Annotated in this window: 11 protein-coding genes; 3 read left to right on the top strand and 8 right to left on the bottom strand. The window is 63.0% G+C overall.

Annotated elements, in window-relative coordinates; all coding sequences use genetic code 11:
• Positions 1-39 precede the first annotated feature (39 nt).
• From DESFRDRAFT_RS08830 to DESFRDRAFT_RS21240, 5 genes are all read right to left on the bottom strand, one after another.
• Positions 40-1,560 (bottom strand): hypothetical protein, encoded by a 1,521-nt coding sequence (locus DESFRDRAFT_RS08830; RefSeq protein ID WP_005993146.1) that lies wholly within the window; start codon positions 1,558-1,560, stop codon positions 40-42.
• Positions 1,561-1,795: 235 nt separating this feature from the next.
• Positions 1,796-2,785, bottom strand: coding sequence for a chemotaxis protein (locus DESFRDRAFT_RS08825; protein ID WP_005993145.1), 990 nt, complete (start codon positions 2,783-2,785; stop codon positions 1,796-1,798).
• Between the two features lie 28 nt (positions 2,786-2,813).
• Positions 2,814-3,683 (bottom strand): 4-hydroxy-3-methylbut-2-enyl diphosphate reductase, encoded by an 870-nt coding sequence (gene ispH / locus DESFRDRAFT_RS08820; RefSeq protein WP_005993144.1) that lies wholly within the window; start codon positions 3,681-3,683, stop codon positions 2,814-2,816.
• Positions 3,680-4,675 carry a tRNA dihydrouridine synthase gene (locus DESFRDRAFT_RS08815; protein WP_005993143.1) on the bottom strand — a complete coding sequence of 332 codons (996 nt, stop codon included), beginning with the start codon at positions 4,673-4,675 and terminating at the stop codon, positions 3,680-3,682. The genes ispH and DESFRDRAFT_RS08815 overlap by 4 nt, the downstream gene beginning before the upstream one ends.
• A gap of 57 nt (positions 4,676-4,732) precedes the next feature.
• Complete coding sequence (locus tag DESFRDRAFT_RS21240; RefSeq protein WP_005993142.1) at positions 4,733-4,876, bottom strand: DUF3096 domain-containing protein; 144 nt, start codon at positions 4,874-4,876, stop codon at positions 4,733-4,735.
• A gap of 198 nt (positions 4,877-5,074) precedes the next feature.
• Between DESFRDRAFT_RS21240 and nhaA the strand changes: the two genes are divergently transcribed.
• The gene (gene nhaA, locus DESFRDRAFT_RS08810; RefSeq protein WP_005993140.1) at positions 5,075-6,478 is read left to right on the top strand and encodes a Na+/H+ antiporter NhaA; all 1,404 of its coding nucleotides are present in this window, start codon (positions 5,075-5,077) and stop codon (positions 6,476-6,478) included.
• A 474-nt stretch (positions 6,479-6,952) separates the two neighbouring features.
• The gene (locus DESFRDRAFT_RS08805; RefSeq protein ID WP_005993138.1) at positions 6,953-8,176 is read left to right on the top strand and encodes a C45 family autoproteolytic acyltransferase/hydolase; all 1,224 of its coding nucleotides are present in this window, start codon (positions 6,953-6,955) and stop codon (positions 8,174-8,176) included.
• Between the two features lie 18 nt (positions 8,177-8,194).
• On the opposite strand, the gene DESFRDRAFT_RS08800 is transcribed toward DESFRDRAFT_RS08805, so the two are convergent.
• From DESFRDRAFT_RS08800 to DESFRDRAFT_RS08790, 3 genes are all read right to left on the bottom strand, one after another.
• Positions 8,195-8,953 (bottom strand): Rossmann-like domain-containing protein, encoded by a 759-nt coding sequence (locus DESFRDRAFT_RS08800; RefSeq protein WP_005993136.1) that lies wholly within the window; start codon positions 8,951-8,953, stop codon positions 8,195-8,197.
• A gap of 309 nt (positions 8,954-9,262) precedes the next feature.
• Positions 9,263-9,847, bottom strand: a complete 585-nt coding sequence (locus DESFRDRAFT_RS08795) for an LOG family protein (RefSeq protein WP_005993134.1) — start codon at positions 9,845-9,847, stop codon at positions 9,263-9,265.
• Positions 9,848-9,919: 72 nt separating this feature from the next.
• Entirely contained in the window at positions 9,920-10,405 is a 486-nt protein-coding gene (locus DESFRDRAFT_RS08790; RefSeq protein WP_005993133.1) for a hypothetical protein, read from the bottom strand.
• Positions 10,406-10,523: 118 nt separating this feature from the next.
• Here DESFRDRAFT_RS08790 and uvrB point away from each other — a divergent pair, with 118 nt between their 5' ends.
• On the top strand, positions 10,524-12,563 hold the full coding sequence (gene uvrB / locus DESFRDRAFT_RS08785; protein WP_005993131.1) for an excinuclease ABC subunit UvrB: 2,040 nt from the start codon (positions 10,524-10,526) through the stop codon (positions 12,561-12,563).
• Position 12,564 lies beyond the last annotated feature (1 nt).

Here is a 12,564-nt window from a genome sequence, read left to right as displayed (position 1 = left end):
CGAGAAGCCCGGGGCGCGCATGGGGCGGCAAGGAATATTTCAAGCGAGCCGCAAGGCGGCATGGGCCGCGCCGACCAAGCCGGCGAAGGAAGAGGCGTCTTCAATGAACCTGAGCGGCAAGCCGGACACGGACAGCGCATGGCCGGACGCGAACGCGGCGAATCCCTTGGCCATGGCCGCGAAAACGGGCGCATCGACGTGATTGGCCCGCGAGCCCAAAAGGCGCAACGAGCCGAGGGGCGTTTGCCGGGAAACTTCCTCGGCCAGCATGGCCAGATGCGCGCCGAGAACCCCGTACACGCCGGCGGCCTCGAGGCGCAGAGCGAGGTCGTCCCCGACAAGGGCGTCATGGAAAAAGGGAATGGCCGTCTCGATGTCCTGGCCGTATCGGGCCAGGAGACCCAATTCATGGGCCGCCAAGGCCACGCCGTAATGGGAAAGGTGAAAGCGGGAGGTGGAAAAAAGCCTGCTTTGGGCCGGGTTGGGTGCATAGCGGGTAATCAGCCAGCCATATTCGTGGAACCCCGGCCCGGCGTGGCCCGAAGCGTCAAGGACATGGATGGCCGGGCAACTCCCCAGGCGCACCGACAGCACTCCCCCCGGACGCGCGGCTCCGGCTGCAAGCGGGGCCTCCGGCCGACCGTAATGGAAGGCGAAAAGGGCCTGCGCCTCGCCATCGTTTACCACCGCCACCGGCCGGCCGGGGAAGATGTCCCCGAACGTCCGGCGCAACGTCGCGTCGGCGTCGTGGATTTCCGTCTCGCCGCACTCGGCGAAAAGGCCGAATTCCGGCACCGGGCGGACCTTGCCGGCAACGACCGTGGCCGAGAGGCTTACGCCCACCGCGTCGATGGGCCGCCCGGCCTGTTTTGCCAGAGCCTTGGCCTCGGCGCGAAGAGAGGGGAGGACCGCGTTGAGGCACATCCGTTCCCCTTGGTCGTCCCTGGTAGGGCGGCGGGAAAAGCTTTCCACGGCATAGCCGCCGGCCCCGTCGCACCTGACGAGCGCCTGGCTTGTCAGGTGCTGGCCGATGTTGACGGCCAGCACCGTGCCCGGTCGGATATCGGTCGGGCCGGCTGGGGGCGTTTCGTCCGAAGCGTCGAGGCGGCAGTGGTCTCGGAGCAGGGCCAAGGCATGATCCCGGTCGGCGTCGATGGTGAAATCGGCGCCGAAGACCCGTTCGACCAGGCGGAGCAGAAAAATCAAGGACATATCGGAAAAATCGTCCGGCCCCAGGATAAACAGGCGTCGTATGGCCTCGGCCAAGTTTCTGGCCAAGGCGGCGTCATCGGCCAATATGCTTACGCGACGGGCTCCCCTCAGGCACAGGACATTGTTGACCACGGCGGCGCTAAAAAGCTCCACACGCGGCCTGTCGGCGGCATCGACGGGCCACGGCAGGCAAACGGTTTCGATGACGGGAGGCAGTTTTCCCCGGTCGAAACAAAAGGAGACGGTGACGGCGCGCGTGGGGTCGAGGTCGGCGAAGGCCTTGCGCCAATCGGCCAGATAGGGGGATATGCCCTGTCCCGGCGGGAAAAGGCGTATGGGCGTGTCCATGGGCGGTCCTTGCCGGTCGCGCGGGACAGTCCTTACACGCCGGTCATGACAGGAATATCATGTCAGAAGGGGCTGTGGTTACCGGACGGAAGAAAGAAAATAAAGAGGGGACGGCCGGCAGTCCATAATGGCGGAAAGGGAGCCTCTGCTGGAGGCAACTCTTGCCCCGGCGTACGGACGACCTCACCGAGGCAAGGAAGAAAGGAGGTCACGCCGCAAGGGCGTACCGGAGGGCTCAGGCGGCGGTCTTGGCCCCGAGTTTCTGTTCGATAAGCGCCTTGGCGCGCATGGCCAGCTGGCTGACGTCCGGCTTGGAAATCTGGTCGTCCGCGCCCACGGCCTCGCCCTTGTGGCGCAGCTTGTCCGTAATGAGCGAAGAGAAAAGGATCACGGGCAATTGCTTGAGGGAGGGGTCTTCCTTGATGCGTTTGGTCAGGTTGTGGCCATCCATGGCCGGCATCTCGATATCGGCCACCATGACGTGGATGTAGTCGCTGAGAGGCCGGCTTTCGGCCTCGGACTTCCCCTTGATCTGCAACAGCAGTTCCCAGGCTTCGCGGCCGTTCTGCACGGCCGTGACGTCGAAGCCCGCCTTTTGCAGCAGGTCCTTTAACATCTCGCGCACCAGCACCGAGTCGTCAGCCACCAGCGCCCGGTAGCGGCTGGTCGCGTCCCATTCGATGCTCATGTCCAGGCGCAACCCCAGGTTCGGGTTGAGGTCGGCCACGATTTTTTCCAGGTCGAGCAGAAACACGATGCGGTCCTCGAGCTTGACCACGCCGGTGATGCAGTCGCCGCTCATCTTGGACACGTAGCGGTTGGGCGGCTCCACCGCCTCCCAGCTCATGCGGTGGATGCGGGTGACGCCCGAGACGAGAAAGGAGGTGGTGACGTTGTTGAATTCCGTGACGATGACCTTGGGCGAGTCCGTCTCCTGGCGCGTCTTGTCGAGCCACACGCTCAGATCGACCAGCGGGATGATGTGGTTGCGCAGGTTGAACGCGCCGAGCACGCTCGGATGGGAAACCTCCGGCATGGCCGTGATCTTGGGCAAGCGGATGATCTCCAGCACCTTGGCCACATTGACCCCGTAGTAGCCGCGATACATGCCCGAGACTTCCGGCGTATCGCCGGTGAACGAGGAAGGAGCGGGCTCGTCGATGAAAAACTCGACGATTTCCAGCTCATTGGTGCCGGCTTCAAGCAGAATGTTGGTCTGGGACATGGTCGTCTCCCCGCGTAGGCCGTTTCAATCAAAAAGCTTCCAGCGCCTGTTGCACGCTGTCAATGATTTTCTTGGGGGTTGAAGCGCCCGCTGTCAAGCCGATTATGCGTTTGCCGGCAACCATGTCCGGGGAAAGCTCGTCCGCCGTCTCCACATGGACGCAGGGGGTGCCGGCGGTCCGGGCCACCTGGGCCAGACGTCGCGTATTGCCCGATTCGCGCCCGCCGACCACAACCATGAAGTCGACCGCGGCCGCCAGATCCATGGCCTCCTGCTGGCGGTTCATGGTGGCGTTGCAGATGGTGGACAACACGGTGAGCCCCGGTCCGAAGCGTTTTTTCAGGAAGTCGCGGATGCGCATGAACTCCATTTCGTCCTGGGTGGTCTGGGCGGCCAGAAAATAGGTCGGCCCTTCGCCCAGGTCCATGCGTTCGAGTTCCTCCATGGAATCGAAGACATGGGCCCCGGCCGTGGCGTAACTCAAAAGCCCCTTGACCTCGGGATGGTCCGCTTCGCCGAAAAGGAGCAGCACCTTGCTCTGGGTCGCCTGGGCGGAAATGAGCGTCTGGGCCTTTTTCACCTTGGGGCAGGTGGCGTCCACGATCCTGGCCCCCCGGGACGCGATTTCCCGGCGCACGGGCTCGGGAATGCCGTGGGCGCGGATGACGACCGTGGCCCCGGCCGGGATGTCGGCCGGATCGTTGACCACGCCCACGCCTTTGGCCGCGTATTCCGCCAACACCTGCGGGTTGTGGATGATGGGACCGAAGGTGAGGAGGGCTGTGGCCTGGCCGGTCCTTTGCGGACCTTTCGGCGGGACGATGAGGGCGGCCAGCTTTTTAAGCGCCAGGTCCACGCCCATGCAGAAGCCGGCGGTTTCGGCGCGCAACAATTTCATAAGGCGTCTCCGCTTGTCGCGGCCGTTTCGTGGCTCAAGCCCTCGGCCGCGTCGATGATGGCGTCAAGTTCTTCCCAGGATGTACAGTGGCAAAGCCTGTCCCGCAAGGCGCGGCAGCCAGGAAGATCGCGCAGATAGCGGGGCACGGCCGTGCGCATGCGCAGAAGCGCCCGCCGGTCGTCGGCATATCCCCGGCACAGGGCGGCATGGCGGCGGATGACGTCGCAAATGGGGGGGAGGGGCAGCTCGGGCAGGCCCTGGGCGCTACGCAGGCGATTGGCGTGGCGCGTGAAAATGCGCGGATCGGCCAAAGCCCCCCGGGCGTACATGAGCCCCGCCGCGCCGGTGCGCGCCAGGCAATCCGCCCCGTCCCCGGCCGTCATGAGGTCGCCGCTGGCCAGGACCGGCACTTTGGCATCGGCTGTGAACGCGGCCAGACTGTCCCAGTCCGCCCGGCCCGAAAAGCCCTGGCTGGCATGGCGGGGATGCAGGGTCAGCCAGGCAACGCCGGCTTCGGTCAGCCGGTCGCGCAGGGCCAGGGCGCAAAAATCGGGCGGCTTGGGGCCAAGGCGCAGCTTGACGCCCACATGGGCGTCTCCGGCGGCCTCGACCATGGCCCGGGCGCAGGCCACAAGCTTGTCCGGATCGCCGAGCAAGGCGGCCCCGGCCCCGGTTTTCACCACCTTGCGCACCGAGCAGCCGCAGTTGAGGTCGAAAAAGCCGTAGCCCTCCCCGGACAGCGCGGTCACGGCCCGGGACAGGTAGTCCGGGTCGGCCCCGAACAGCTGGACCACCAGCGGCGAATCCGGAGGCAGGGTGGCCAGCAACCGCTTGGTGTTGCGAGAATCATAGAAGAGCCCCTTGGCGCTGACCATTTCGGTCATGGCCACGGCCGCGCCCAACTCCCGGCACAGCAGCCGGAAGGGCAGATCGGAAAACCCGGCCAGCGGAGCCAGCCACGGGGCGTTATGGGCAATGGGAAGAGACGGCATGGAAAAATCCTTGGCCGCCTGTATCCCAAGGCCGGGGCGGGGGCAACCGGGGCCGGATCAGAATCGGCCGTGGGTCAGGCCCAAAATGCCCACGATAATGAGGTAGATGGCCACGATATAGTTGAGCAGGCGCGGCATGATCAGGATCAATATGCCGGCGATGAGCGCCATGACGGGCTGCAACGAAACGAACATCTGCATAATGCCTCCCGGGCTGCGGTTGGCCGCGAATGCGGCAACGGGCGGTTGCCCACGTTACGGCCTATAGCGCGATGGGCACCCGGCAACAAGCGCAAACAGTGTTGCATAACCGCGCGCCATGCGACGGGCGGTTGCGCGGAGCATGCGTTTTCCGTTACCCTGAAGGCATCAATGGCAAACCATGCCGCAAGGAGATCCATGAACACATCCGACGCCACGGAACACGAGGCGATACCGTTGATCGAGCAGGCCCTGGCCCCTTTCGTGCGCTTCAGCCGGGTGGAATCCTCCGGGGGGCTGGTGCTCATCGCCTGCACGATCATCGCCCTTGTCTGGGCCAATTCCCGGTTCGCCCCGTCCTACTTCGCCCTGTGGGATACCCATGTCACCTTCGGCTTCGGGGGCATGGTCCTGTCCAAGACGCTGCTTCATTGGATCAACGACGGCCTCATGGCCGTTTTCTTCTTTACCGTGGGCCTGGAAATCAAGCGCGAGGCCCTGGTTGGCGAACTCAATTCCCCGGCCCAGGCGGTCCTGCCCGTGGCGGCGGCTGTGGGCGGCATGGCCGTGCCGGCCGCGCTCTACGCTTTTTTCAACGCCGGCACGCCGTCCGTCGCCGGCTGGGGCATCCCCATGGCCACGGACATTGCCTTCGCCCTGGGCATCCTGTCCCTGCTCGGCCGGCGCGTTCCGTCCGGTCTCAAGGTGTTTCTGGCCGCCGTGGCCATTGTGGACGACATCGGGGCCGTGCTGGTCATCGCCGTTTTCTACAGCGGCGACCTCTCGCTTATTTGTCTGGCTGTGGGCGGGGCCATGTTCGTCTGCATGCTGGGGGCCAACGTGGCCGGCGTGCGCCATCCCGCGATCTATCTGCTCCTTGGGGCCGTGCTGTGGCTGGCGTTTCTCAAATCCGGCGTGCACGCCACCATCGCCGGGGTGCTGGCGGCCATGACCATCCCGGCCCGGACCCGCATTCCTGGCGAGGCTTTCGTGGCCAAGGTCCGGCGCTTGCTCGGCTGTTTCGAACACGCCAACGGGTCCGGCCTGCCGCTTTTGGCCGACAAGGCGAGGCTCTCCGCCATCGGGGCTGTGGAGGACGCCTGCCACAAGGCCAGCCCTCCTCTGCCGCGCATCGAGCACGGGCTGCATCCCTTTGTGGCCTATGCCGTCATGCCGCTTTTCGCCTTGGCCAACGCCGGGGTGCCGCTGGCGGCCGGGGCCGGCAGCGGCCTGGCCGAACCCGTTTCGCTCGGCATCCTGGCCGGCTTGGTCATCGGCAAGCAGGCCGGCGTGTTTCTCGCCTGCTGGACCATGTTCAAGCTGCGCCTGGTCGCCATTCCGGAAGGGCTGCGCGCCGGACATTACTACGGCGCGGCCTGTCTGGCCGGCATCGGTTTCACCATGTCCATCTTCATCGCCGGGCTGGCCTTCGGCGACCAGAGCGCCCTGGACGCCAAGGCCAAGCTGGCCATCCTGGCCGCGTCGACGATCTCGGGTGTGCTCGGGTACCTGATCCTGCGCGCCGTCGGCCCGGGCAACAGCCCGGCATCGAACAACGACGGCATCTCCGGCGGCGACGGCACGTGTCCGTCGAAGTACTGAAACAGGAAAGAGGGAGGATGATGCGAGAGGGGAAACCCTTTAAAAAGGGTTTCCCCTCTCGCGCTCTCCCCTTCCTCAATTTTTTTATGGACTATTTCTGTGCAGAGAAAGTGTGGAGGAAATGTAAGACATTCTTTGCAAGAAATGCGTATTGGCGAGATGGCAGGGGGGAGGCACTATCCTGAGCGATATAGGATAGGAGCAAATACTGCTTGGTGCTGTGGGCAATATTCAAGACGGTATTGTGCCGCAATGGAAAGGGTGCCCTATCCAAACGTTCCCCATATGCTGATCATACCCTTGCGGACGGAGAAGGCTTCTTTGATTTTGTCCGATGGCATCCGGCTGGCTAACGTATTTTATTTCTGGACAATTCACTTTAAATACGTGAATGTGTAGACAAAATATTCGTGTCTATGAATACTGCGGTTGAAAATAAAAATTAGGATGCCGCAATCCCTTGCAGAGGTTGTCATGTCGACGAATGCTTCGCTTGCTACGATTGAAAGAGTTGATGATCTTTATTACAAGACGGTTCTCGACTTCGAAAGTGGATCACATTTCGAAGTCGGACAGGCCTACGCGCAAGAAATTCTCAGCATCATGCCGACATACGGCGCCACCATCGACAACTTTTTGCTTCTTTCCGTCGAATCAGCGCCGGATCATAAGGACCTGTCGGCCCTTGTCGCGGAAGCCAAGAATCTCGTCGCGGACATGCCGCAAGCCTACCAGGATGAATTGCGCGGCATGACGACCGTCTTCAACTCTCCCGTCGACAAACTCGGTGATGGAATCCTGTCGTCCGATGAATTGCTTTTATTTGAAGTCGTGCATGACGTCATAGATCCGGGGAGCTGCTCGGCCACCGCGGTCTTTGGCCAGGCCTCGGCGACCGGTTCGACCATTGTCGGTCGCAATCTGGACTGGTACGATATGCCTGGAATCTCGGAGTTGCATAATATCCAGCTTTATCGAAATGGTGATGCCGCTTATGACATCGTAAGTATCGGCATCCTCGGCCAGATCTTTCCCCTGTCCGTTTTCAGTGAGAACCATCTTTCCGGGGCCGTCCTGGATAGCGACATGCAAAGCGGATATTATACGACCGTCGGGGCCGACTCGTATATCGCCGATCTACGGTATGCCTTTGAACATGCCGACACCTTGGACAGCGTCGGTTATTATCTTGCCACGCGACAAAACACGCATTCCTACATTGCCTTTTTGGCCGATGAAAACAGTGCCGCCGTTCTCGAGAATGACATCGAGCACCCGGAAGCTAAGGGCCTTCGGTACGACGACTCGATCCTCCGCGACGGTTCCACGTGGGCTTTCCCCGATACCCTTGTCGCGGTGAATTCCTTCATGTTGCCCGGGACGACGGATAATTTCCCCGGGGCGGCGTCCAATGAGAAACGCTACGAGAGCTACACGACACTTATTGCATCCAAGTTGGAATCCAGCGGTACCCTTGGCCTGCAGGATGTGCAGGATATCATTTCCTACACCGGGACGGACGGGATCGCCAAAAGTTCAGGCGCCATCTACCGTTCGATAGACGATTATCCGACATACCAATCCTATGCTTTGGATATGGGGTCCTTGGAGCTTGTCGCCTGTTTCGGGCCGACCAGCGGCAATCCGCCGTATCCGCAGTACGTCCAGGTTTTTGCCTCCAACCCGTTTCCTTCGTAAAAAAGGCCAGAACCGACTTTATGCGCCCGCACGGGTCCAGGCCGTCTGGCGCACGCCGGAGAGTCCCTTGAAGCATTTCCCGGCCCTAATGCCGGCGAGCGCCGCCTGGGGATCGGGCACGGCGCAACCGGCCAGCACGTCGATGCCGCAGTCGAAGAGCGAGGCGGCAAACGGGGTGGTGGGGCCGAGCATGACCACGTAGGCGTCCTTGCGGCAGCTGGCCAACAGTCCGGCCAGGGTGCCGTTTAAAAGGGTGGTGCCGGTGACGGCCACGACGTCGGCCTGGGGCAGCACTTCGCCGGACTTGGAAGCGGGCACGTCTCCGGGCCGGGGCCGCTTTTCCAATACCCAGAGTTCCTGGCACACGCCGCGCAGGGCGTCGACAAAGGGAAAATGACCGACCACGGCCACTTTCCTGCCTTTGCCCCGGGCCAGCATCAGTTCCTGACCGTGGTGTTCGGTGACGTTTTCCGGGGCCGGCAGCAGAGCGTTGACCGCCGCCATGGCCAGGGAGGCGTTGTCGGTGTTGGAAACCTCGGGATCGGCCAGGGTGAGGGCCAGCTCCTTGGCGCTCTGGGGCAGATCTTCCCGGGCCGGGCTGACGGGATCGAGGCCCGCGGCGATGTGGGAGACGAGGGAGGCCAGACCGCAATGGCGGGCGGAGACGGCGGCCAGACAGTTGCCGGTGGTCACGTCGGTGATGGAGGCATCCGCAACGCTGCGGATGTCGTCCACGATGGCCCGCAGGATATCCTGTTGGGAGAGGGGCTGGGACATGCCATACTCCTTTTGAAAGAGAATATCATTTTCAGTAAAAAAAAGAAAAAGCGCAGCCGCAACGGCCAGTTCTCAATAGTCGTCACGGCGGCGGGTGTAAAGTCGCAGGAACATATAGGGACTGATAGGCCTCCGGGAAATTTTTTAAAGGAGGGTCTTCCCTTGTTCCTCTTCCCGGGACTTCTCTCAAGGAAATAAGATCGTTAACCAGCTGCAAAAGCTAAAAGTTTTGGGGAGGGGAGAGCGTGAAAGGGGAACCCTTTTTTCAAAAAGGGTTCCCCTCTCGCAACTCTTTCCCCTTCGCGCATCCTACGCCCGGGCGCGGGTGTCCACCCATTTCTGCACCCGGATCGGCTCGAAGGCGCGCATGACCGCGAGCATCTCCTCGGGGGTTTCCGCGGACAGCACGAGGCCTTTCTGCTTTTCCTTGATGAAGCCTTCCGTGGTCATGCGGTCGACGAAATGCAGCAAGGGCTCGTAGTAGTTCTGCACGTTGAGCAGGCCGCAGGGCTTGGTGTGCAGGCCGAGTTGGGCCCAGGTGATGATCTCGCAGAATTCCTCCAGGGTGCCCATACCGCCGGGCAGGGCGATGAACCCGTCGGACAGCTCGGCCATGCGTGCCTTGCGTTCGTGCATGGAAGTCACCACATGGAGTTCTGTCAGGCGCGGGTGGGCCAGCTCCTTGCGCCGCAGAAAATCCGGCAGCACGCCGATGGCCTTGCCGCCGGCGGCGAGTGTCGCGTCGGCCACGGCGCCCATGAGCCCGACGCAGGCCCCGCCGTAGACGAGGGTGATACGCTCCTCGGCCAGCACCCGGCCCAGCCGGGTGGCCGCGTCCACGTACGCCGGGTCGAGCCCGGACGATGAACCGCAAAAAATACAAACGCTCTGCATGGGGCGCTCCGAGGGGCCGATACGCACGGCCCCGGTCTGGCGGATGGTGCTACATGAACGAGGAATACGCCGCTAATCCAATCCTTCGATGATGGGCTTGTGCTGGCTCAGGTCGAAATAGCCGCGCACGGGGAAGGGCAAGGTGTAATTGGGAATCTTGTCGAAGCGGATAAAACCCACGGACTTGCCTTCGGTCAGTTCGGACAGGGCGGTGAGCCCCAGCGGAATGGGCAGGTTCAGGGCGCAGGCGTGGATCTCGGACAGCTTGTCCTTGTACCGGGTCTTGAGGTAGTTGACGAGCGCGTCGCGCTCCTCCTCGGTAAAGGATTCGAGCAGGATGCGCCGGCAGCTTTCGATGCTCACCGGCAGATCGGGGTCCACCGGGTCCCCGATCAGGGCGTCCCAGTCGTAGATTCCTTCCTCGGCCGGGTCCCATTCCGGACGAAACAGGTGGACGGTGACGTCCTTGCGGCCCTTGAAGCTTTTGATGACCATGGACACGGTCCAGGCCCGGTGTACGGGAAGGCTGAAATCAGCCGGAACGACGTCGATTTCCATGGGAGCGTCTCCTTGACACGGCAGGCTGACCCCGGCTGCGGCGCGGCGCGAGTGCCGGTCGAAACGCCACGGGGTTTTCGCTTTCGTTACGTTGACCGGGGATGTACAAAAAAACACCATGCTTTTCCAGCTTGAATCCGAATACAGCCCGCAGGGCGACCAGCCCGGGGCCATCGAGGCCCTGGCCGCCAATTTGTCCCAGGGCGTGCCAAGCCAGGTGCTGCTCGGGGCCACCGGCACGGGCAAGACGTTCACCATGGCCCAGGTGGTAGCGAGGCTCAACCGTCCGGCCTTGGTCATGGCCCCCAACAAGACCCTGGCCGCCCAGCTCTACAGCGAGTTCAAGGGGCTTTTCCCCAACAACGCCGTGGAGTATTTCGTCAGTTATTATGACTACTATCAGCCGGAAGCCTACCTGCCGCGCACGGACACCTACATCGAGAAGGATGCGTCCATCAACGACGACATCGACAAGTTGCGCCATGCCGCCACGCATTCGCTTCTGACCCGGCGCGACGTGCTCATCGTGGCCTCGGTATCCTGCATCTACGGCCTCGGGTCGCGCGACTACTACGAGCGTATGGTGCTTTCCCTCGAGGTCGGCCAGAAGACCGGCATGGAGGCGGTGATTTCCCGGCTGGTGGAGATCCAGTACGAGCGCAACGATTACGATTTCCACCGGGGCGTGTTCCGGGTGCGCGGCGACGTCATCGAGCTCATTCCCGCCTACAGCCGGGAGCGGGCCATGCGCCTGGAATTTTTCGACGACGAGCTGGAATCCATCCTGGAGACCGATCCGCTGACCGGCGAGGTCCTGGGGTCCATGCAAAAGGCCATCATCTTTCCGGCCAGCCACTACGTGTCCGACCGCGACAACCTGAATCGCGCCGTTTCGGACATCCGGGAAGAGCTGCGCCTGCGCCTGACCGAGCTTCGGGCGGCAAACGACCTGCTGGCGGCCCAGCGCCTGGAAATGCGCTGCATGCAGGACCTGGAGATGATCGAGGAGCTCGGCTACTGCAACGGCATCGAGAACTATTCGCGCCACCTGGACGGCAGGAAAGCCGGTGAGCCGCCGTACACGCTGCTCGACTACTTTCCCGAGGACTTCATCCTGTTCGTGGACGAGTCCCATATCACCGTGCCCCAGATCGGCGGCATGTACGCCGGGGACCGCTCACGCAAGCAGACGCTGGTCGATTACGGCTTCCGCCTGCCCTCGGCCCTGGACAACCGGCCGCTCAATTTCGAGGAATTCCTCTGCCGCATCGGCCAGGCCGTCTACGTCTCGGCCACGCCCGGCGACTGGGAGGTGAACCGGTCCGAGGGCGTGGTGGTGGAGCAGATCATCCGGCCCACGGGCTTGCTCGACCCGGAGATCGAGGTGCGGCCGACCAAGGGGCAGGTGGACGACCTCATGGCCGAATGCCGGGTGCGCGCGGATGCCGGGGAGCGGGTGCTCGTCACCACGCTCACCAAGCGTATGGCCGAGGAGCTCAACCAATACTTCAACTCCATGGGCCTGCGTTCGCGCTATCTCCATTCCGACATCGACACCCTGGAGCGGGTGGCCATCATCAAGGCCCTGCGCCAGGGCGAATTCGACGTGCTGGTCGGCATCAACCTGCTGCGCGAGGGGCTCGACATCCCGGAAGTGTCCCTGGTGGCCATCCTGGACGCGGACAAGGAAGGCTTCTTGCGTTCGACCCGTTCGCTCATCCAGACCTTCGGCCGAGCGGCCCGCAATGTCGGCGGCCGGGTGATCCTCTACGCCGACACGGAGACCGGCTCCATGCAGGCGGCCATGGACGAAACGGCCCGACGGCGGGAGAAGCAGGAAGCCTTCAACCGCGAGGCCGGCATCACGCCGAGCACCATCATCAAGGCCATGGACAGCGTGCTGGACAGCCTGTACGGCCAGGGGGCCGATGCGGCGGCCGCCGCGTCCGTCGCCGCGCCCGGGCGGAGTTCGCGGGCCGCGTCGGTGCGCGAGGAAGCCTCGGCCTACGGCGGCATGTCGAAAAAGGCCCTGGAAAAAAAGATCAGGATGCTGGAGCGGGAAATGCGCGAAGCGGCCAAGGCGCTGGAATTCGAGAAGGCGGCGGCGTTGCGGGACCAGGTGGCGGCGTTGCGGGAGCGCTTGCTGGAGATGGGCTGAA

The organism is Solidesulfovibrio fructosivorans JJ] (assembly GCF_000179555.1).
Taxonomy (GTDB): domain Bacteria; phylum Desulfobacterota; class Desulfovibrionia; order Desulfovibrionales; family Desulfovibrionaceae; genus Solidesulfovibrio; species Solidesulfovibrio fructosivorans.
Note: the sequence above shows the minus strand (reverse complement) of the source record. Positions and strands in the feature narration are given on the sequence as shown.